Origin of the sequence: Sodalis glossinidius str. 'morsitans', from assembly GCF_000010085.1 — a bacterium.
In the GTDB taxonomy this organism is placed as follows: Bacteria; Pseudomonadota; Gammaproteobacteria; order Enterobacterales; family Enterobacteriaceae; genus Sodalis; species Sodalis glossinidius.
Genome location: NC_007712.1, coordinates 605330 through 626784 on the forward strand (window position 1 = coordinate 605330; position 21455 = coordinate 626784).

Annotated in this window: 12 protein-coding genes, 2 tRNA genes and 8 pseudogenes; 12 read left to right on the forward strand and 10 right to left on the reverse strand. The window is 55.0% G+C overall.

Annotated features, from left to right (window positions below; all coding sequences use genetic code 11):
• Nucleotides 1-266: 266 nt before the first annotated feature.
• Nucleotides 267-341 (forward strand) — tRNA-Gly (locus SGP1_RS03175).
• A 142-nt stretch (nt 342-483) separates the two neighbouring features.
• On the opposite strand, the gene SGP1_RS03180 is transcribed toward SGP1_RS03175, so the two are convergent.
• From SGP1_RS03180 to SGP1_RS36090, 6 genes are all read right to left on the reverse strand, one after another.
• Entirely contained in the window at nt 484-747 is a 264-nt protein-coding gene (locus SGP1_RS03180) for a hypothetical protein (RefSeq protein WP_041866603.1), read from the reverse strand.
• Nucleotides 748-1170 carry a glycosyltransferase gene (locus tag SGP1_RS03185; protein ID WP_041866604.1) on the reverse strand — a complete coding sequence of 141 codons (423 nt, stop codon included), beginning with the start codon at nt 1168-1170 and terminating at the stop codon, nt 748-750.
• A 42-nt stretch (nt 1171-1212) separates the two neighbouring features.
• The gene (locus SGP1_RS30585; RefSeq protein ID WP_158302323.1) at nt 1213-1353 is read right to left on the reverse strand and encodes a hypothetical protein; all 141 of its coding nucleotides are present in this window, start codon (nt 1351-1353) and stop codon (nt 1213-1215) included.
• Nucleotides 1354-1720: 367 nt separating this feature from the next.
• A complete protein-coding gene (locus tag SGP1_RS03190) occupies nt 1721-2644 on the reverse strand; it encodes an NAD-dependent epimerase/dehydratase family protein (RefSeq protein ID WP_011410193.1) in 924 nt (307 codons plus the stop codon).
• Nucleotides 2645-2658: 14 nt separating this feature from the next.
• The gene (locus tag SGP1_RS29035) at nt 2659-3081 is read right to left on the reverse strand and encodes a hypothetical protein (protein ID WP_148203351.1); all 423 of its coding nucleotides are present in this window, start codon (nt 3079-3081) and stop codon (nt 2659-2661) included.
• 25 nt (nt 3082-3106) lie between these two features.
• Nucleotides 3107-3214 (reverse strand): ATP-binding cassette domain-containing protein, encoded by a 108-nt coding sequence (locus SGP1_RS36090; RefSeq protein ID WP_424141151.1) that lies wholly within the window; start codon nt 3212-3214, stop codon nt 3107-3109.
• A 443-nt stretch (nt 3215-3657) separates the two neighbouring features.
• On the opposite strand from SGP1_RS36090, the pseudogene SGP1_RS26515 reads away from it, so the two are divergent.
• A pseudogene (locus SGP1_RS26515) lies at nt 3658-4548 on the forward strand (IS5 family transposase).
• A 700-nt stretch (nt 4549-5248) separates the two neighbouring features.
• Here SGP1_RS26515 and gmd read toward each other — a convergent pair.
• Together gmd and SGP1_RS03220 are read right to left on the reverse strand one after the other, a co-directional pair.
• Nucleotides 5249-6300, reverse strand: a pseudogene (gmd, locus tag SGP1_RS03215) (GDP-mannose 4,6-dehydratase).
• A gap of 411 nt (nt 6301-6711) precedes the next feature.
• Nucleotides 6712-7611, reverse strand: a pseudogene (locus tag SGP1_RS03220) (LysR family transcriptional regulator).
• A gap of 126 nt (nt 7612-7737) precedes the next feature.
• Here SGP1_RS03220 and SGP1_RS03225 point away from each other — a divergent pair.
• Nucleotides 7738-8250: pseudogene (locus SGP1_RS03225) on the forward strand (SRPBCC domain-containing protein).
• 92 nt (nt 8251-8342) lie between these two features.
• Here SGP1_RS03225 and SGP1_RS03230 read toward each other — a convergent pair.
• Nucleotides 8343-9678: pseudogene (locus SGP1_RS03230) on the reverse strand (cation:proton antiporter).
• 381 nt (nt 9679-10059) lie between these two features.
• Between SGP1_RS03230 and SGP1_RS03235 the strand changes: the two are divergent.
• Nucleotides 10060-10134 (forward strand) — tRNA-Gly (locus SGP1_RS03235).
• 1062 nt (nt 10135-11196) lie between these two features.
• Here SGP1_RS03235 and queG read toward each other — a convergent pair.
• Nucleotides 11197-12272 (reverse strand): annotated as a pseudogene (gene queG, locus SGP1_RS03245) (tRNA epoxyqueuosine(34) reductase QueG).
• A 216-nt stretch (nt 12273-12488) separates the two neighbouring features.
• On the opposite strand from queG, the pseudogene SGP1_RS32620 reads away from it, so the two are divergent.
• The 8 genes and pseudogenes from SGP1_RS32620 to hflK all read left to right on the forward strand — a co-directional run.
• Nucleotides 12489-13398, forward strand: a pseudogene (locus SGP1_RS32620) (NAD(P)H-hydrate dehydratase); the annotation flags it as partial.
• 9 nt (nt 13399-13407) lie between these two features.
• Nucleotides 13408-13893 carry a tRNA (adenosine(37)-N6)-threonylcarbamoyltransferase complex ATPase subunit type 1 TsaE gene (gene tsaE, locus SGP1_RS03255; protein WP_011410196.1) on the forward strand — a complete coding sequence of 162 codons (486 nt, stop codon included), beginning with the start codon at nt 13408-13410 and terminating at the stop codon, nt 13891-13893.
• Nucleotides 13890-15215: pseudogene (gene amiB / locus SGP1_RS03260) on the forward strand (N-acetylmuramoyl-L-alanine amidase AmiB); the annotation flags it as partial. The gene tsaE and the pseudogene amiB, both read left to right, overlap by 4 nt.
• 110 nt (nt 15216-15325) lie before the next feature.
• Nucleotides 15326-17431 carry a DNA mismatch repair endonuclease MutL gene (gene mutL, locus SGP1_RS03265; protein ID WP_011410198.1) on the forward strand — a complete coding sequence of 702 codons (2106 nt, stop codon included), beginning with the start codon at nt 15326-15328 and terminating at the stop codon, nt 17429-17431.
• On the forward strand, nt 17424-18362 hold the full coding sequence (gene miaA / locus SGP1_RS03270; RefSeq protein WP_011410199.1) for a tRNA (adenosine(37)-N6)-dimethylallyltransferase MiaA: 939 nt from the start codon (nt 17424-17426) through the stop codon (nt 18360-18362). Before mutL ends, miaA begins: the two co-directional genes overlap by 8 nt.
• A gap of 113 nt (nt 18363-18475) precedes the next feature.
• The gene (gene hfq, locus SGP1_RS03275) at nt 18476-18781 is read left to right on the forward strand and encodes an RNA chaperone Hfq (protein ID WP_011410200.1); all 306 of its coding nucleotides are present in this window, start codon (nt 18476-18478) and stop codon (nt 18779-18781) included.
• A gap of 96 nt (nt 18782-18877) precedes the next feature.
• A complete protein-coding gene (gene hflX, locus SGP1_RS03280) occupies nt 18878-20152 on the forward strand; it encodes a ribosome rescue GTPase HflX (RefSeq protein WP_011410201.1) in 1275 nt (424 codons plus the stop codon).
• A 58-nt stretch (nt 20153-20210) separates the two neighbouring features.
• Nucleotides 20211-21455 (forward strand): FtsH protease activity modulator HflK, encoded by a 1245-nt coding sequence (gene hflK, locus SGP1_RS03285; RefSeq protein WP_011410202.1) that lies wholly within the window; start codon nt 20211-20213, stop codon nt 21453-21455.

Consider the following 21455-nt stretch of genomic DNA (forward strand, 5'->3'; position numbering starts at 1 on the left):
CGGTGTGGCGTGCCCGATGTCGATGGCCGGAGGCGGCCGGGGACATTAATGAACAAGAATTCGGCAAACGCGTTTACCAGGCCAACGCAGATCTTGCCATGAATGCGAAACCCCGCCATAATAGGACTGATTCCCACTGCGGGAATAGGAAAAGCATCATTATTCATAGAGCTATAATTATATGACTGGTGTTTTTCCATTCTGATCCATCACATGGCGCCGACCGGAATACCCGGCTGATAGTGCTACCGGTAAGTGTTGACCCAGCGGGAATAGCTCAGTGGTAGAGCACAACCTTGCCAAGGTTGGGGTCGCGAGTTCGAGCCTCGTTTCCCGCTCCAATTTCATCTCTTGATCGCTTTCCTTGTTTGCAGCTTTCATGGCTTCGCTTTTACTGCCTCCACTGCTTGCTTTACCGCCACTGGTGTCCGCGTTTAAGGGAGGAGAGCCGCGGCGTGGCATGCTTCGCCGTCTAGCGTCAATTCAGGTTGCCGGTAACGCATTCACCTCGCAGGACATCGTTTCATGCAGCGGTTTGCCCAGGCTGAGTCGGATATACAGTTCTGCCTGACTCTCTGTACTGAACGCCGGTTGTGAGGTAGGCACGGCGGCAGATTTTATCGGCAGAAAATTGCTGGTTTTGCTGGCAAGCTCCATATAATTACCGATATCAAAACGCATGTAATTGTCGTAATGGGGCAGCAGCCGGAACAGTTCATCGAAAGCGAACGAGGAGGAGCATAGCACTCAGTCCGAGACGTCGAAGGCGATGGAAGCGATACCGGAACCATCCTGAGCATTCTCTACATAGGGTAGACAAATGACATCGACCACAGCGATCAGATTGACGAACGCTTCATGATCATACTCCCCCATAAAAAACACCCGGTCTTCGAGTTTCGCTTCTTCAATCTTCGCCTGTAGCAAATGAGTGTAATAGCTGACCGTTTCATTTTTTCTGATGGATTGCGGATGCTGGCGTCCGAATAGCAGCAGTTTATAATTGTGCGGCAGGCAGGCCAATGCTCTGATTGCCAGGGAGTGACCTTTATATTCATTGATAAAGCCAAACATGCCAATAATCTTCACATCCTTGCCAAATCGGTATTTCCTGCGAATAGCGTCCATGAGATCGAGCTTTATCTCGGTAGAGTCATCGACAATTTTCAAAGGATGAACTGCTACGTTGCGGTAGTTGTGATACATCTCAATCTACTCGCGGGCGCGTAGCGTATGAACAATGATATTGATATTGAGCTGTTTCAGGTAATGAATCAGACGATGGTTAATCCGTATCGGGATATTTTGCCTGAGCGGCTCGACATACAGCTGTAACGTGCGCTTGAACGACAATTTCAGCGCTATTTTGATTGCTTCGCAGTTTCGCTCAGTAGGCGGGGGCTGTGTAGGGTAATGCTGTTATTAGGATTGTCATCCAGCAATTTGCGGGTGCGGCGAAGAATATCGCCGGGCAGTGATCCGTACAGGCCTGATTCAAACTAAATATTCACCCCGTCAAAGGTCTTGAGCCGCGCGCAGATCTCATCAATATGTTCATCGGCCCTGGCGCGGATGGCCCGACTGGTCGATTGGGTCAGTAATAAATTCAGGCCCAGACATTCCACGTGATAGCCCATACGGCGCATTGAGTTCACCAATATTTAGGTGAAATAAGAGTTGCCACAGCTTTCGGCGAAAGTCGATACGATGGCGATTCTTTTCATTTGCGTATCCTGTCAGTATTTTGCCGATGCCAGTCGACCGTTTTTGCGATGGCATCATTAAGGTTGGACGAGGGGTGATAACCAAGTGCGCGCAGGTGGCTGATGTCGACGCTGCGGGGCGCGTCGGCGTCCCAGACGATATTCAGGCGGGATTGATAGCAAAGGTTGATTGCTGCAACCACCTGCGCCAGGGTAGATTCGTATCCGCTGGCGATATTAATCATACCGCTGCCGTGCAGAAAGGCGTGCAACACCGCCGCGCCGGCCTCTTTGCTAAACATGAAATCGCGGCTGGTTTCCAGCCGCCCCCATACAGGGAGACAGCGATCCTCTCGCCGGATACTGGCGGCGGCTTTTTCAATTAACGAGGGGATGACATGGACGCAGTGGATATCGAAGCGGTTGTTAGGACCGAACAGGTTGGTAAAAATACCGTAGCAGTAGTCAATATCATATTCCCGCCGAAGGATTTCCAGATAGCCCAGCGCATGGCGCTTTGCCATACCATAACCATATTCACCGGAGTGAGGCGCACCACTGAAAAAATACGGCTCGGTTAACGGCAATGAATGGTATGGATAGCCATAGCCGGCAACGGTACTGGCAAAAAAGATTTTGCGCACCGGATATCGCTGACAGGTGAGAAGTAAATGCTGATTGATTAACGTATTGGTCGCGATAGCGTTTAACTGATTTTCCATGTTGCCTTGCAGACCGAACACCAGCGAGGCAAGATGGAATACGTAGTGCGGCCGATGGTGAGCAAAGAAATCGTCCACCTGTTGCCGGTTCAGCGCGTTCAATTCCTGGCGGGTCGGACAAAGGAAATGACAGTATCCTTGCGCCTGTAGAGCATGCCACAGGCCGTGGCCCAAAACGCCATTGGCGCCGGTAATAAGGATATTAGCGTCCAGTTCCATTGCCCACTCCCTGTTTAAATATAATCATCTATTTCTCTGTGGCTTATCTGACGTAGCGCTCCGTTTTGCATGAGAAAGAAAGTATTGTAAAACGCCTTAATGGTTTCCCGAGAGTGTGAGGCCAGTATCATCACCGCCGATCGATCCACCATTTGCTGCAATTTTTTGCTCATCTTGTCGCGAAATTGACTGTCACTCACCGTTAGCCATTCATCCATTAACAGCACGCTGGGCTGTAACACGGAAATAATGGCGAACGCCAGCCGGAGCAACATGCCGCTGGAATAGGTACGCACAGGTAAGGAGATATATTCACCCAATTCGCTGAATTCGATAATAAAGGGCACCTGCCTGGCGATTTGTTTCATGGTCAGGCCGAGCAGTAAACCGCGAATGAAGATGTTCTGGTAACTGGTCGCCTCGCTTTCCATTCCCATGGCCATATCGATGAGCGAAACTACCTCACCGCGTAGACAGACGGCCGGCGGTGGGGTGATAAACGCCGGCCAGAACCCTTAGCAGTGTGGTTTTATCGGCGTCGTTGCCGCCCAAAAGCGCCACCCGGCTCACCCTGATGGACTTCAAAGGAAACGCTGTTCAGCGCTTTAACCGCCAGCGACTGATGATGTTTAGCCAGGTTGCCGCCCACCACCCCGTCGGAACAATAACTTCTTTAAGCTACGTTGAGAGGCGGTATAAATAGGAAACTCAACGGTGATATTTTCCACTTTGACGATGACTTGCATTATCTATAACCAGTAGGCGATTCGACGCCGGGTCCTTTTCAGCAATAGCATTGCCAGCAAAAACAGGACGGCTGTGATGGTGAGTGCGATGCTTATCGAGCGCAGATCGGGCATCACGCCTAACAGCGGCGGGCGAATGATATTAAATTAATAAATCAGTGGGTTGTAATTAATATAATGCAACATCGCCGGGGCTTTGTTGAATAAATATAACTTTTAGGTGATCGTCTGCTCAGATCACTACCGTCATTTCAACATCTGCACTCCATGGCAAAGAAAAAGTTTAAAATAATCAACTGGTCCACTTACAACAAAGCTCTCAAGCAGCGGCGGGTCTCTAACGATATGGCTGGATGAGTCGGCAATTGTTGCATAGACGGAAAAAACAACGCCTGAACGGCGTGGCCGGCCGCTTCACTACGCAGATATGGCTATCACCACTGTTCTGATGATGAAACGCGTGTTTGGCCTTTCGTTAAGGGCTTTACAGGGCTTCGTTGACACCATTTTTAAACTGATGGTGCTGCCGCTAAGATGCCCAGACTACTCGCTGATCAGCAAGCGAGCAAAGACAGTTAAGATCAGCATAAAAACGCCGACCCGTGGTGAAATCTCACCTCTAGTCATTGACGGAACCGGCCTGAAGGTCTTTGGCGAAGGCGAATGGAAAGTCCGACAGCATGGTGCCGACAGATGGAGGGTGTGGCGTAAGCTGCATATGGCCGCAGACAGTGTAACGCATGAGATTATCTGTGCTGACTTATCGCTCGGCGGTACGACGGATACTCAGGCCCTACCCGCTCTGATAAACCAGACCCAGCGGAAAATCAGGGAAGCGTCGGCTGATGGCGCTTACGATACCCGCTACTGTCATGATGCTCTGCTAGTGGGGCGCAATATTGGCCAGACCGATACTATGAGCGTAACTACGCCGTTGCGAATCAGCGTCTAAGCGGCAATAACGATGTATGGAAAAAGCAAGTGGGCTATCATCGACGCTCAGTGGCTGAAACAGCTATATTCCGGTTCAAAACGCTTATGGGCGATCATCTAAGTCTGCGTGACTATGATGCGCAGGTAGGTGAGGCAATGGCGATGGTCAAAGCGCTTAACAAAATGACGCTGTTAGGAATGCCGAACAGCATCCGGATCGCATAACAATCGATCTGCTAGGGGGGGCGTAGTCACAAGTTCTGATTTATTCAACAAAGCCCATCGCCGGGGGAACCTGCTCAGTTCGCCACATGATAGGGGTAAAGTAAAAGGCAATAATCAATAAGTTTTGCATTATCATTAATACATAACGAAACTGTGTGCATATAATGGCAAGAATGATAGAGCAGAAAAAAAGCGATGTGGTCAGAATAAGCAATCCCGGCAGAAACCATAACGTTTCGAGATGCCAGCCGGGATCCACGAGCGTGATGACTATGGCGATAATAATAAAATTATGTGCAAAAACGATGACGTTTCTGCTGAGAATACGCAATATCAGTGAACAGAAAGACGTACTGCTCTGCTCAATGATATAATCAAATTGAACGAAGCCATTACAAGATTCCGTTAGTTGTAGCGAGATATAAGTCCATACGACTTGCCCTATGGAAAAAAAGGTAAATATTCTCGCACATCCAATTTGAACAGCGTGGACCATAATACGCTTAACATTCCCACCAGGACACCGGTACTCAATGTGACCCAAAACGGCCCCAGAACAGAACGTTTATACCGTTGTTTAATATCGAACCAAGAAAGCACGCTCCAGATTTGCGGCTTTTTTAACGCCATGATCAGATCGGTTAACATGTGATAATAATCGTTGATTTTTAATGTTGCCGGAATACCTTGCTTTCAGACGTTACTCGACACTATGGCAAACGGCATAACCGTGCGATTTGAGTAAACTGTGCTGGCGCGTGGCCTGGAGATCGTGCTCCACCATTTCCGCAATCAATTGCTGAAGGCTGATCTCCGGTTGCCAACCGAGCCGCTGCTGCGCGTAGCTGGGGTCGCCCAATAGAGTATCCACTTCGGTAGGCCGGAAATAACGCTCGTCCACTTCAACAATAACATCGCCGACGCGTAACGAGGGGGCAAGTCCACCGGTAATTTTGCTGACAAAGGCTTTCTCATTTATGCCTTGGCCCTCAAAAACAATCTCAATGCCCAGTTCCCGCGCCGCCATGGTAATAAAATCCCGAACGTATACTGGTTACCGGTGGCAATGACGAAATCCTCAGGTTTGTCCTGTTGCAGCAGCATCCATTGCATGCGGACATAATCCCGTGCATGACCCCAGTCGCGCAGGGCACCGAGGTTGTCCATATACAGGCATTTTTCCAGATCGTGCGCAATACTAGCCAGGCCGCGGGTGATTTTGCGGGTAACGGACGTTTCACCGCGGCGCGGAGATTCATGGTTAAATAATATACCGTTGCAGGCGTAGATGCCGTAGGCTTCCCGATAATTCACCGTTATCCAGTAGGCGTACATTTTGGCCACAGCATAAGGACTGCGGGGATAGAACGGCGTAGTTTCTTTCTGCCGGGGTTCGCATACCAGACCGAAAAGCTCCGATGTGGATGCCTGGTAGTATCGGGTCTTTTCGGTGAGGCCAAGAAAACGGATAGCTTCTAATAAGCGCAATACGCCTATGGTATCGACGTCGGCGGTATATTCGGGCGAATCAAAACTGACCGCGACGTGGGATTGCGCACCCAGATTGTAAACTTCGTCCGGTTGGACTTTCGCTAATATGCGGGTTAAATTTGGTGTATCAAAAGGATCGCTATGATGCAATTTAAGCATTGTGTTATTGTCATGAGAGGTCTGGAAAATATGTTCTATACGCTGTGTATTAAACTGCGAGCATCGTCGCTTTATGCCATGGACCTCATACCCTTTGTTCAATAGGAATTCGGCAAGATACGAACCATCTTGGCCAGTAATACCAGTAATAATGGCGACTTTCTTTTTCAAAATAACTCCTGAAGGTATCATGGTCGAGGTGTCAAGATTGGGCAAGTGTAGCTCTTTATTATCTTAATCCATAGCTAGTAATGTGAAATATAAAGTTTCTTATTGGGTGAATAAGATGAGACTATTTCCATTTTCGTTTATTCTGGTTTTTGAAACCTTTTCGTCATGCTTAGAGGGAAAAAGCGGCGTGGGGATTATACAGAAAAGGTTATGACTGATTTTGTTCAGGAATAAACGCTGGTCATCCTTGTTAAAGGTTATCGCTAGCGCGACAACGCGACAACGCGACAACGCGACCGGTTCGGCCGGCGCTGACGGTCAGATAGTTGCTGTCTGCCGGCGTTAGTCAGGAGTTTGGCTCAGGGTAATGAGCGTCTCCCGGACCCAGCGGTGGGCGGGGTCGCGGTGGGTCCGTTCATGCCAGGCCAGACTTTTGATAAATCCCGGGATCGCCAGCGTGATAAGCCCTTCGGCATGTCGCGCCAGCCGTCGTGGGACGATGGCGATAAGGTCGCTGACGCGGAGAACATCGGGTAACACCAGAAAGTTGTTCACGGTTAAGGTCACGCGTCGCATCAGTCCCAGGTCGGCCAATGCCCTGTCGGTTGCCCTGGTAAAACTGCCGCCGGAATAAGACACCAGCTCATGATCAAGCGTGCAAAAGCGTTCAAGAGATAGCTGTCCGTTGGCGGCATCCGGGTGATCGGCGCGCATGACACAGACGTAAGTTTCATGAAACAACGGATGAGAGTGCAGATCCTATGGCGTCGTCTCCGGCGTCACCAAGGCCATGTCGACATGGCCTTGCTCACATTGGGTCTGTAACCGATCGTTGTCGACCCCCACCACCGAGACCCTGATGCCAGGCGCCTGCTGTCTGAGCACCGCTAAAAGCGGTACCACTACTGCACGCAGCGCATAATCGGTTGCCGCGAGGGTTAATGTCGCGCAGGCCGTGGCGGACTGAAACGTCGGCGGTTTAAGCATAGCCTCTACGTCCGCAAGCAGTTGCTTTACGGGCGCCGCCAGCGCCTGCGCACGCAAGGTGGGAACGATACCGCGCTGGGTATGGACAAATAGCGGGTCGTCGAAGCTGTCACGCAATCGCGTGAGCATGCCGCTGGGCTGGTTGCGTCAGTGCCAGCCGCTGCGCGGCGCGGCGCGGGTTACATTACGCTCATCCAGCAACACATCAAGCGTTTTCAATAAATTAAGATCTAAATGCTTGATATCATTTGGCATGATGACGTGTATAAAATTTAGCGATTGGGTTTATATAATGCTAGCACGCAACCTATAGCGCATCCATCAGGTGACGCTCGCATTCGTCCGGCGTCATTGTTTCAGGCTACAACAGCAGGGTGAACCATGAACGCCATTATTTGGCCCGCACAGTACCAACCGGGTTTTACCGACAATTTTGTCTCTAACGAAGTCATCGCCGCAGGCCTTGACGCGGCCGATATTTGGCCGTGGCTTAACGAAGCCGTACGCTGGCCTGATTACTATACTCACGCCGCCAACGTTCGCTTTTATGATCGGTCCGGGCCCACGCTGGCGCCAGACGTCCGTTTTTACTTTGAGACCTTTGGGTTCTCGGTTGAGGCTCAGGTCGTGGAGCAGGCGGTGCCCGGCGCAGGGCTACCGGGTCGGCTGGCCTGGCACGGTTGAGCGGGGGAGGGCGATACGCGTTTGGATGTGTATCATGCATGGTTAATCGAGGATCTGCCCGGCGGCAGGGTTCGCATCCTGACGCAGGAAACGCAGAAGGGACAGCCGGTGGTGGAATTGGTCCGGACCCGGCCAAATCCCATGTTGAACGGTTATCAGGCATGGCTGGATGGCATGGTGGCGGCGGCTCGCCGGGGACGCCAGATCTAGCACCGCCGGCCGGTTGGGCATACGGCCCATGCGCCGGGAAAACGCCTGCCGGCCTCGATAACGCTCGGGTATGGCGCTACGCCGGGCACCACTTACCGATCTCCGCTGTCTTCCTGCCGTGCTGTTTGTCTGGCCTGACGCCAATTAAGCAACGGCGTTACAGTTATGTCATGCACAATAACGCTGGCGACAATAAGTGTTAGCGCCATGTTAACTATGCGCTCCGCGTCTTTCCCCGCCAGACTGTGGCTGAACGCGTAGGCGATATAGTTAACGCTGCTGATGCCGCGGATGCCAAGCCAGCCAATCATCAGCCGCCGCAGCGGCGGCGTGCGGGTACCCAGCGTAGCCAGCCACACCGCCAGCGGACGAATGACTAAAAACAGTATCGCCGCCAGCACCAGACCTTGGGGATCCCAGTCATGAGTGAGGGAAATACCCAACGCCACGACTATCGCCGCGGCGATATAGTCGCTTGACCGTATCGCCGAACGACAGGGCATCCCCGACCACAAGACCGACGGCGGTAGCCAGCCCGCCGTTGCCCAGCGTATGGCGCCGGTTGGGGTTTACCAAAATTTCCTCGGGGGGGATAATGCTCTTCTTCCGCCAGCTCTTTGGGCGGATGACGATTGACCACCCGCACCTCGGAGCGGCGCAGCCCGACGCCGGCTGCAAAGGCCGCCAAGAACCTGGAAGCATCAACGCTTTGTGCGGCGGCATAACTCAGCGCTATCAGCGCCAGGGCAAAGAAGTCATTGGGCGCCACATCCTGGTGGGCGCTGCGCACCCGTGCCGCCAGTTTTCCCACGCCTCTTCCCATGCCGAAGCCGATACCTAGCCCGCCCAAGAGCGCCCACAAAATATCTTTATAACGCCCAATGAAGCAGCAAGCCGGCAGAAAAATCGACTTTAGTGGCCAGTAGCGCCATCGCCAGCATTAGCACCGGCAACGCCGTACCGTCGTTCATGCCCGCCTCGCTGGAGAGCGAAACCCGAATGCTGTCGTCATCATTGGCGTCATTCACCGAAATCAAACTGGCCAGCACAGGGTCGGTCGGCGCAACAATCGCCAGGATAGTGGCCACGAGAAGCCGGTGATGAGATGAAACAGCAGCGTGATGCCGGCGACGGTGAGTACCATTGCGGGAAACGCCAGGCGGATGCCCATGCGCCAGGCGGGCAGCCGCAGTTTCAGGTCGGTGATGAATAGCGACGCGGCTATGGCGATTTCGGTCATCCGTGCGACAAGCACGGCATGCTGGGCGGGGTTGAGATGAAGTAATCCCAACATCCACGCCCACAGATAATTCCGGCGACCAAATACAGGCCGAAAACCTTCAAAGGACCGCGATTAATCCAGCCGGAGGCCAGCGACATCAGTAATAGAAGCCCTCCCACGGCGGCGGTCCATCCCAGAAAATCCATAGTTTCTCCCTTGGTGACTCTCGCCGGATACGGACAACGGCGATCACTATTTATTACGTATTATTAGTATGATCTATCAAACACAACCGCGCCTGCCGGCTATGCCGGTCAGGCGCATAGGATGACAGGATGATGACGGATTAAGCAGTCGCACGCCGGGCGTCAAAAAAGGCTTGCCGTTCACGCCAAAGCAGTCCATAATTTCGTCCATCTCGAAGATAGAGATGGATAAAAGGAATTGAAATCAATAGCTTAGGTGGTTTTATGACGCTGTTAATCCAATCAGAACCAAATACCTTTGCCGTCTTTGCCAGCAATGGTGCACTGCATAAATCATAATAAAGCTGTCGGGAATTCGTCTGACAGCATGACAGTTTTAACGCGGGAATAGCTCAGTGGTAGAGCACAACCTTGCCAAGGTTGGGGTCGCGAGTTCGAGCCTCGTTTCCCGCTCCAAATAATGGTTGCTGATATTGTCGCCATGACGTGCAGCGCCCATGCCATCGAGGCTGCCAATATCCTCCCTCTCTTCCTTTGCGCTACTTTGCCGTTATCGCCATCGCGTGCGCCTTAGCGAACGTTCCCACATTGCCAGAATGCGAGGTTTGACTGAACTTTACCTGCTGCACGAAACGCTAAAATGATCGATGACCGCCAGGAAGCTTAACCCAGGAGCAGGCAAGGACCGTTGGGCGCAGGATAGCCGTTTTGGATTCTGAGAGGGTCGCCTGCAGGTAACTGGAGTCGCGAATTGCGCCGGCCTCTGGCCCGTTACGCCGGTATTGATAAGCTTTTCTTCAGAATTCGCGCAGCCGGCCACCTATCTCGTCAGGCTGACGACCGTAAGCGCGCGATCATCGCCTGCGCTTGTCAGCGCAGAGCAGGGGAAAACGCTGTATCCAAGGCCGCGGTCGCGGCGCGTTGATTCCTTGCAGACGCACAAGGGTATTGAGTAATCACTACTTATCATTCCCGTTGCGGCCTGGGAAAAGTTTGCTACCGGGCTTGAGCACGCGCGCCGTGGTGGCTGAGGGCAATTTTATGAAAATCCGCCGCCGCTTTTGCATGCTTTGTTGGTAAGCGTATCCACGCATATCACCGACAAAAAGCTTGCCAAGTTGAGGTGTCTGGTACATCATGCGAGCCGTCGTCTCGAGGGCTAACAGCGCGTAGCCGGCAAGTGCTTGCAGGACGGTCCTTCGCCACCTCATTTTCCGCAACAGGCGAAATAATTCGTGAATAATTTATCCACCGCCGAAGGTAGCGCAGTGTCTGCCTTATATTCTTTGTAGTAATCTTTTAAACAGAGTTATCCACAGGCTTACCGCGGTTATCGGCTATACGTGCGTGGACGATGAAAATTTCGCTTTGTCATAGTCAATTGAAAAAGAAAGATAAATTTTTATTATGAAACGTAAGATCGCTTGCGTTTTTTGTGACGATTGATTGACAAAGGATTTTTTTTATGCACAGCGGGCATGTGTCTTTGAAAGAGGTCTTTTCCTTGCGCGACGTCACTCAGGCATCGCGCGTTAAACCTTTCTCGATGGCTCTGACCAACCACGTTTGTTGCGCGCTGTGTACCGTGACGGCGGCGGTTTGTCGTCGCGCCATCTGTCTATCCATAGCACAATGAATATGCACATCCAGCAGCGGCAGCTCCCCCAGCCGGCGCCGCAGTGCCAGCACGATATCGTCTTGATAAGGGGCGTTACCCAGCGCAACGGCAATATTGCGTGACCAGCGCACGTGGCCGATGCGGCGAATCGCCGATCCTTCGGTAACACGCAGAAATGTCGCCTCATCCCAGCCAAAGAGTTCCAGCAGTTCTGGAGCGTGCAAGACCGCGCGCGGACTAAAATCCGGCTCATCGGTCAGCGACGAGAAGTGGTTCCACGGACAGATCAACTGGCAGTCATTGCAGCCATAGATACGGTTGCCTATCAACGGACGCAGCGCCTCTGGAATTTCTCCCTCCAGTTCGATCGTCAGATAGGAGATGCAGCGGCGCGCGTCAATGGTATAGGGCTCAACGATAGCATCGGTGGGACAGGTAGTGATAGGCAACGCAGTGGCCGCATTGCTCAGGCTGCGGTGAGTCAACCGGCAGCGGCAAATCTATTAGCAATTCACCGAGAAAAAACCACGAGCCGGCTTCATGGTTTAAAATAAGTGAGTGATTACAAACTAAACCGATACCCGCCTTGGCCGCGAGCGGCTGCTCCATGATAGGCGCAGAGTCGACAAAGGGGCGGAAATTTACCGTGCTGCAGGCGTCGCGGATCCGCTCACACAGCTGTTTTAGGCGGTTACGTAAAACTTTGTGATAAATATCCTAGGGAGGGATTTTTCAACGTTGACGCGAAGGCGGCCTTGGCCGGCAGGTAGTTCATGCGTACGCTTATCACCCGCAGCATACCGTGGCGCGCCATCCAGGCCATTTCGTCGTGGTACTGGCGGTCCAGCCACGCTTGCAGCGCCGGCTCCTGGACGGCAAGATCGGTGTCGCAAATACCGACCTGCTGAAAGCCCAGTTCCTGCCCCCAGAGCTTAATCTGCCGGGCTAATTCTGAGAGATCGAAAGGATAAGACATGACTGACCGTGACAACACATTCTCTGCATCCAGTTTATCACACTCCGTCTACGGTGCAGAATGGCTTCGGGGCTGGGAAAGCCAGGGCGCCATGCTGGCGGGCGTTTCACTGTATCAACTGTATCAGTTGATGGAGCCGCGGCGGCCTTCCAACGCATTCTTTGGCTCTACCCCGGCACCCAGCGCTGGCTGGTGTTGGCGGGGCACGGCAACAACGGCACGACGCCAGGAGAGGTGATTCGCGCCGACCACATCGTCACGTTTATTGCCCTGAAACCGGGAGTGCTGACCGGTCGGCTGCATTATGACGATTTGGGTTTGGGCGAGTGGCTCAAACGTGAAACACTGCTGCTGGCTGCCTCCGCGCGATCCTTGCGCCCATAAAGGCGACAACGGCCGCCTGTTGATTGTCGGTGGGGATCACGGGTCCGCCGGTGCCATTCGTATGACCGGGGAGGTTGCGCTGTGGCGCCGGGCTGGTACGCATGCTCACGCGCGAAGATAATATCTCGCCCCTGTTGACTGCCCGGCCGGAGCTCATGGTGGCGCAGCTGACCCGTGACACCCTGCAACAAGGGCTGGATTGGGCGGATGTGGTGGTGATGGTCCGGGCCTCGGGCAGGAAAGTTGGGGGGGAAATGCGCTGCGCGCTGTAAAAAATTGACAAACCAATGCTGTGGGACGCCGATGTGCTTAACTTGCTGGCATTCAATCCTGAGAAACGTCACAATCGAATTATTACGCCTCACCCGGCGAGGCCGCCCGCCTGTTGAATGTCAATGTCGGCGATATTGAACGTGACCGGTTACGTAGCGCGCGCCAATTGGTGCGACGCTATGGCGGCTTCGTGGTGCTGAAAGGCGATGGCACATTATTGGCCGCCGAGGATGGCGCCGTCGCCGATGTCGGGAATGCGGGCATGGCCTCGGGGGGGGATGTCTTGTCCGGTATCATCGGTGGTTTGCTCGCGCAAAAGCTGTCGCTGTATGATGCAGCCTGTGCCGGCTGCGTGGTCCATGGCGCCACCGCCGACCATCTGGCGGCGGAAAAAGGCACGCGCGGTATGTTGGCCACAGATTTGCTGCCGGCATTGTATCTATTTGTCAATCCTGAGCTTACCGCATAGAAACCAGACATGGAAAAACGTGTAATACCCCTGCCGGATGAAACGGCAACCGTCGCACTGGGCGCTGCAGTGGCCGCCGCCTGCCGGCAAGCCTGCGTGATTTACCTTTATGGCGATCTCGGCGCCGGCAAAACCACGTTTTGCCGTGGTTTTCTGCGTGCGTTGGGGCACGTGGGCAATGTGAAAAGTCCGACCTATACCCTGGTCGAGCCTTACGCGTTGCCACGCTGGACGGTATATCATTTTGACCTTTATCGCCTGGCGGATCCGGAGGAGCTTGAGTTTATGGGAGTGCGGGACTATTTCGATGACACTGCCCTGTGTTTGGTCGAGTGGCCACAACGCGGGGAAGATGTCTTGCCGGCGGCGGATATCACGCTGACGTTGCAGTATCAGGGCGACGCCCGGCAAGCGCAAGCGCAAGCGCAAGCGCTGAGCGCCATCGGTGAGCACGTTCTGGCCCGGTTGGCGCCGCCACAGGGAACGCCTTCATGATGCTGAAGTTCAGGATAATGCTGGTGTTGGCGGTGGGTTTGATGATGGGGCAGGCAGTGGCGGCGACGCTCGGCTATATCAATGTCGCGAACAGCGCCAGCCAAGCGACGGTGATGCTCGGGTTTAACCAACAGCCGGTATACGCCTTTTTCTCGCTGCATAATCCTGAGCGGGTGGTGGTGGATATCCGCCAGAGCGGCCCGGTGCAGGGATTGCCCCTCGAGTTCAGCGGCGAGAATGTCATTAAGCGCATTCGCACCAGTACGTCGGTCGATAAGCAGAGTTTGCGTCTGGTTTTCGAGCTGACCCGCAAATCCCGCTCACAGGCCACGACACGGCAGGTCGGCGGGCGTTACAATGTTGTCCTGACCGTAACCAGCCAGCAGCCGACCGCCGTCGCATCTGCTCCACGGACCCGCGCTGCCGAGTCGGTTTCAAGCGCGCCGCCGCCGTCAAAAGCGGTGAAAAATCCGTTTACCAACCGGGTGACGGTGGTGGAGAGCCCCGCTGCGGTGGCGACGCCGGCATCGGCATCGACATCGACACCGCGCGGTCGGTTGTCGGCGGGCGCCGAGCCGGTAGTTGTGGCTATCGACGCCGGCCACGGCGGTCAGGATCCGGGGGCGATGGGTCCCAACGGCCTGTATGAGAAGAATGTGACCATCGCCATCGCCCGCAAACTGAAAACGTTGCTCGACGCGGATGCCATGTTTAAGCCGGTATTGACCCGCGATGGTGATTACTTCATTTCGGTGATGGGCCGCTCTGATGTCGCGCGTAAAAAGGGCGCCAGCGTGCTGGTCTCCATTCACGCCGATGCCGCGCCCAATCGCAGCGCCAGCGGGGCATCAGTATGGGTGCTCTCCAACCGGCGCGCAAACAGCGAAATGGCAAACTGGCTGGAGCAGCATGAGAAACAGTCGGAGCTGCTGGGCGGCGCGGGCGATTTGCTTGCCAACAGCCAGGCCTATCCTTATCTCAGTCAGGCGGTGCTGGATCTCCAGTTCGGCCACTCGCAGCGGGTGGGATATGACATCGCGGTGAAGGTGCTGGGCCAACTGCAGCGGGTAGGTACGCTGCATAAGCGCCGGCCGGAACACGCCAGCTTCGGCGTCCTGCGTTCGCCGGATATTCCATCGCTGCTGGTGGAAACCGGTTTCATCAGTAATACCCGGGAGGAGCGGCTACTCGGTAGCAGCGCATACCAGGATAAGATCGCCAACGCCTTGTATCTGGGCTTGCGCGCTTATTTCCTGGCGCATCCGCTGCAAACCGGCTCAAAGCTCGAAAATCGGCCGCAGGGCGTTAGCTCCGCAGCCGATGCCGGCGCGCTGGCGCCATCAAGCGCGCCAATAATATGACGTCCAATAACGTCATGCTGGGGCAGACGTTGACCATACCGCTCGCTTAAGGCCAGAGGAACCCGATTATTATGCCGATACAGGTGTTGCCGCCACAGCTTGCCAACCAAATTGCCGCCGGTGAAGTGGTGGAACGTCCCGCGTCGGTGGTAAAGGAGCTGGTCGAAAACAGTCTTGACGCCGGGGCGACGCGCATTGAAATCGATATCGAACGCGGTGGTGCCAAGCGCATCCGTATCCGGGATAACGGAAGCGGTATTGATAAAGATGAGCTGGCATTAGCGCTGGCCCGCCACGCAACCAGCAAAATCGCCAGCCTGGACGACCTCGAAACTATTACCAGCATGGGTTTTCGTGGCGAGGCGCTGGCCAGCGTCAGCGCCGTGTCGCGTCTGACGTTAACCTCGCGCACAGCTGCGCAAGGCGAGGCCTGGCAAGCGTACGCTGAGGGTCGCGATTTGGCGGTTACGCAGAAACCTGCCGCCCATCCGGTGGGAACGACGGTGGAGGTGCTGGACCTGTTTTATAACACGCCGGCCCGTCGCAAGTTTATGCGCACCGAAAAGACCGAATTTACCCATATTGATGAAGTCATCCGCCGTATTGCGTTGGCACGATTCGACGTGACGTTTATTTTGCAGCACAACGGCAAAACGGTTCGCCAATACCGCGCGATCAGCCAGCCCGGCCAGCATCTGCGCAGGCTGGGCGCGCTATGCGGCCCGGCTTTCGTCGAGCGGGCACTGAGCGTTTCCTGGCAGCATGGCGATTTGGCTATCCACGGCTGGGTGGCGGATCAGTCGGGTGGGGAACTGCCCGAGATGCAATACAGTTATGTCAATCGGCGCACGATGCGCGACAAATTAATCAACCACGCCATCCGACAGGCCTATCAAGAACAGCTAGCGGGGACGCAGCAGCCGGCTTTCGTGCTGTTTCTTGACGTGGAGCCTCATCAGGTCGACGTTAATGTCCATCCCGCCAAGCACGAAGTGCGGTTTCACCAGGCGCGTCTAGTGCATGATTTTATTTATCAGGCGGTAATGATCGTTCTGCAGCAAAGCACGACTCCTGGCCTGGCGATGGGTGAGGAAGGGCCGTGCGCGCCGGAAAATCGCCTGGCGTCCGGGCGCAATCATTTCGCTCTGCCCGCCGCATCCGGGCAGCGGCCTTCGGTGGCTGCCGGCGCTGAGTCGGGGCGCCAGCGGGGAGAGATCAGCGGGGATACGGGGTCGTCGCGTCAGCATAGCGGTGGCCAGGAGCGGGAGCGCAGCAGCGGCTACGCCGGCGGTGCGGGTTTCAAGCGTAAAGAAGGGGCTCTGTACCGGCAACTGATGCAGACAGCGCCGTTGCCGCAAGGGGCACAAACAGCACAGCGCGATATATTCGCTAAGCGTCGGCCGGCAGAGGGTGGCTGGTCGGCTGCTGATGACGCACCGCTCTCTGCTGACGACGCGGGGCACGCTGGCACCAGTCAGGTCTCCGGCGCCCATCACGGGCAGAGCGAAAAAGAGGTTCAATTAACGCTGATTCCCCCTGAGGCTGACCCAACCGGCGCCGCGTCGGTCAAACGGGACAGCGGCGCTGCCCACGTCAGTGTTGGGGAGAGCGTCGTCGGAAATCCGCATACGTTTGGCCGGGTGTTGACCTTGGTGCCGCCTTGCTACGCGTTGGTGGAATCGGCAGGCAGTCTGGCGCTACTCTCGCTGCAGGTTGCCGAACGCTGCCTGACCGAACGCCAACTGACGCCGGGGAGCGAGACGCTGAGCGCTCAGCCGCTGCTGATTCCGCTGCGTATGACGCTGCGCAACGCAGAGGTTGCGGCACTCAAACGCCACCAGCCGCTGCTGCAGGAAATGGGTATTGCGCTACAGGCACATCTTCATCAGGCGATACTGAATGCGGTACCTTTACCATTACGCCAACAAAATTTACAAAACTTGATTCCAGACCTGTTAGGCTACCTGGAAGGTGAAACGTCGGTGACGCATCACCAGGTTGCGGTCTGGCTTGCCCGCCGGCTGCAACACGAATCGGTCGCCTGGAGCCATTCCCGGGCGATACAATTGCTTGCCGAGGTGGAGCGGCTTTGTCCGCAGTGGGTGAAAGCCCCGCCCGACGGGCTTCTGGTAACATTGAATTTTGAGGCCGCTATTAAAGCCCTGAACCATGACTGAGCCGACATTTCCGCGCCGGCCCCAGGCCATTTTCCTTATGGGGCCAACCGCCTCCGGCAAAACCGTGCTGGCGATGGCGTTGCACCAGCATCTGCCGGTGGAGATTATCAGCGTCGATTCCGCGCTGATCTATCGAGGTATGGATATCGGCACGGCGAAGCCCGGCGCCGACGAGCTGGCGCGGGCGCCACATCGCCTGATAGATATCCGCGATCCGGCGGAGGCTTATTCAGCGGCGGATTTCCGCCGTGATGCGCTTAAGGAAATGGCAGAGATCACCGAGGCCGGTCGTATACCGTTGCTGGTGGGCGGGACCATGCTCTACTTCAAGGCGCTGCTGGAGGGATTATCCCCCTTGCCCTCGGCAGATCCCGAAGTGCGCGCGCGCATTGAACGCGAGGCGGAAACGGTGGGATGGCAGGCGTTGCACCGGCAATTGCAACAGATTGATCCGATTGCGGCAAATCGTATTCATCCTAATGATCCGCAGAGATTGTTGCGGGCACTGGAAGTTTTTTTCGTTTCAGGTAACACTCTAACGGAACTGACAAAAATATCCGGTGAAGCGCTGGCGTATCGGGTACATCAATTCGCCATCGTACCGCTTGACCGCGCTTTGCTGCATCAGCGTATCGCGCAACGCTTTCATCAGATGTTGGCCGCCGGTTTCGAGCACGAGGTCAGTACGCTTTTTGCCCGAGGTGATCTTCACAGGGAAATGCCATCCATTCGTTGCGTCGGCTACCGCCAGATGTGGTCATATCTGGCCGACGAAACCGATTATGATGACATGGTGTTCCGCGGGATTTGCGCGACACGACAGCTTGCCAAGCGCCAGATGACCTGGCTGCGCGGGTGGCACGATGTTCATTGGCTGGATAGCGATGAGCCCGCCGCCCTCGACAGGGTATTACAGGTTGTTAGTGCATAGGTTGGGTGATTGTGTACAATTGATGGTACTGAACGCGCTTTTTTACAACGATTATTTTATTTAGAGCCACATGGTTCTTGTTACAAACAACAAGCACATAAGGAAAAGACAGAATGGCTAAGGGGCAATCTTTGCAAGATCCGTTCTTGAACGCATTGCGTCGGGAACGTGTTCCGGTTTCTATTTATTTGGTGAATGGCATTAAACTACAGGGCCAGATTGAATCTTTCGATCAGTTTGTCATTTTATTGAAAAACACGGTCAGTCAGATGGTTTACAAACATGCCATCTCTACCGTCGTACCGTCGCGCCCCGTATCGCATCACAATAACAATCCGAGCGGCGGTTCCAGTAATTATCACCATGGCAGCACCCCTGCTTCGCAACCGTCGCAGCCGGAAAGCGATGACGCCGAATAAGGCGTATCCTTGTTGACCATTTCGCTGTGCTTTAGCGTGCTGTCTGCGCTAAGGCCCGATTATAGCTGCGGTATACCCGCATGAGAGGTTGTACGCTTGTTTGACCGTTACGATGCCGGTGAGCAGGCCATACTGGTTCACATTTTTTTTTCGCAAGACAAGGATATGGAAGACCTGCAGGAGTTTGAATCCCTGGTATCTTCCGCCGGGGTAGCGGCGTTGCACGTCGTTACCGGCAGCCGCAAGGCGCCTCATCCCAAATATTTTGTCGGCGAGGGAAAAGCGGAAGAGATCGCTGAGGCGGTTAAAACCAGTAGCGCGTCTGTGGTCCTGTTCGACCATGCCTTATCCCCCGCCCAGGAGCGTAATCTTGAACGCCTGTGCGAGTGCCGGGTTATCGATCGCACGGGGTTGATCCTCGATATTTTTGCCCAGCGCGCGCGTACCCATGAGGGTAAGCTGCAGGTGGAGCTGGCTCAACTGCGTCATCTTGCCACACGTCTGGTGCGTGGCTGGACGCACCTTGAGCGGCAAAAAGGCGGTATTGGGCTGCGCGGGCCGGGGGAAACCCAGCTTGAGACTGACCGTCGCCTGCTGCGTAACCGAATCAGCCAGATACTTTCCCGTTTAGAGAAGGTGGAGAAGCAGCGTGAACAGGGCCGGCGCGCCCGCGCGGATGTGCCCACCGTCTCGCTGGTAGGGTATACCAACGCCGGAAAATCAACCTTATTTAATCGGATGACCGAGGCCGGTGTTTATGCGGCCGATCAGTTATTCGCCACGCTGGACCCGACGCTCAGGCGCATCAATGTCGGCGATGTGGGGGATACCGTTCTGGCAGATACGGTGGGTTTTATCCGCCATTTGCCGCACGACCTGGTCGCGGCATTTAAGGCGACACTGCAGGAGACGCGGCAGGCTACCTTGCTGCTGCATATTGTTGACGCCGCCGACACGCGTATTAGTGAAAATATTGACGCGGTTGATCAGGTATTGGCCGAAATTGAAGCCAACGATATTCCGACATTGTTGGTAATGAATAAAATCGATTTGCTCGACGATTTTGTGCCGCGCATCGATCGCGATGAAGAAAACCGTCCTGTCCGGGTGTGGCTTTCCGCCCATAACGGTGAAGGTATGGCGCTGCTGATGCAAGCGCTCACCGAGCGTCTGGCGGGTGAAATTGCGCGCCATGAGCTCCGTCTGCCTCCCCAGGCCGGCCGGCTGCGCAGTCGTTTTTATCAATTGCAGGCCATTGAAAAAGAGTGGGTTGAAGAAGATGGCAGCATGGGGCTGGTCGTAAGATTACCCATTATCGGCTGGCATCGGTTATGTAAGCAGGAAATGGCGTTGGTAGACTATCTTGTCTGACCGTCCTTTGGGAACTCAAGCCTGAAGAATACTAATTAAAGTAAAATGGAGCTAAAACATGGCGTGGAATCAGCCCGGTAATAACGGACATGACCGCGATCCGTGGGGGAGCAGCAATAATAATAGCGGCAACTCTGGCGGAAATAACAATAAAGGCGGACGCGAACAAGGCCCGCCCAATCTGGATGATATCTTCCGTAAACTCAGCCGCAAGCTGAGCGGGTTCGGCAACAAAGGCGGTGGCACCGGCACCGGCGCGCCGGGTAGAAGAGGTCGTTATATCGGTCTGGCGGTCGCGGCCGTCGTGGTCATTTGGGCGGGCAGCAGCTTCTATACGATCAAGGAAGCGGAACGCGGCGTGGTGTTGCGTTTCGGCAAATTCGATCATCTGGTTCAGCCCGGCCTGAACTGGAAACCGACCTTTATCGACACCGTGACCGCGGTCAACGTGGAGTCGGTACGGGAGCTGGCGGCGTCTGGCGTGATGCTGACCTCCGATGAAAACGTCGTGCGCGTGGAAATGAACGTGCAATATCGAGTGACCGACCCTGAGCGCTACCTGTTCAGAGTAACCAATGCCGATGACAGCCTGCGTCAGGCCACCGACAGCGCCCTGCGCGGCGTTATCGGTAAATACACTATGGATCGCATCCTCACCGAAGGCCGCACCGTGGTGCGCAGCGACACCCAGCGCGTGCTGGAAGAAACTATTCAGCCTTATAACATGGGCATTACCCTGCTGGACGTCAACTTCCAGGCCGCCCGGCCGCCGGAAGAGGTGAAGGCGGCGTTTGATGACGCTATCGCCGCGCGTGAAAATGAACAGCAATATATCCGCGAAGCCGAAGCGTACTCCAACGAAGTCCAGCCGCGCGCCAACGGTCAGGCGCAGCGTATCCTGGAAGAGGGACGTGCCTATAAAGCCCGCACGGTGCTTGAAGCGCAGGGGGAAGTCCAGCGGTTCGCCAAAGTGCTGCCGGAATATAAAGCGGCGCCGGAAATTACCCGTGAGCGTCTGTATATTGATGCCATGGAGCGCGTGCTGAGCAACACCCGCAAAATTCTGGTCAATGACAAGGGCAGCAATAATCTGATGGTGTTGCCGCTCGATCAGATGCTACGCAACGCGCCGGCCGGCAATGCCAAGCCCCGCTCGGGCAGCGATGCCCTTAATCTGCTGCGGCTGCCTGCCGGCGGTACCGCGACGGCGCCTGCCGCGGGCGGCAACGCCAGCGGAACGGTCATGGATCAGCGACGCGCCAATGCACAGCGTGACGATACCACGCGCGAAGGGAGGGAATAA

What these genes read in the sequence shown, in the direction of transcription:
- SGP1_RS03190 (WP_011410193.1), bottom strand. Translation starts at nt 2,644, where the DNA reads ATGGAACTGGACGCTAATATCCTTATTACCGGCGCCAATGGCGTTTTG.
- SGP1_RS29035 (WP_148203351.1), bottom strand. Translation starts at nt 3,081, where the DNA reads ATGGGAATGGAAAGCGAGGCGACCAGTTACCAGAACATCTTCATTCGC.
- tsaE (WP_011410196.1), top strand. Translation starts at nt 13,408, where the DNA reads ATGGAAAAACGTGTAATACCCCTGCCGGATGAAACGGCAACCGTCGCA.
- mutL (WP_011410198.1), top strand. Translation starts at nt 15,326, where the DNA reads ATGCCGATACAGGTGTTGCCGCCACAGCTTGCCAACCAAATTGCCGCC.
- miaA (WP_011410199.1), top strand. Translation starts at nt 17,424, where the DNA reads ATGACTGAGCCGACATTTCCGCGCCGGCCCCAGGCCATTTTCCTTATG.
- hfq (WP_011410200.1), top strand. Translation starts at nt 18,476, where the DNA reads ATGGCTAAGGGGCAATCTTTGCAAGATCCGTTCTTGAACGCATTGCGT.
- hflK (WP_011410202.1), top strand. Translation starts at nt 20,211, where the DNA reads ATGGCGTGGAATCAGCCCGGTAATAACGGACATGACCGCGATCCGTGG.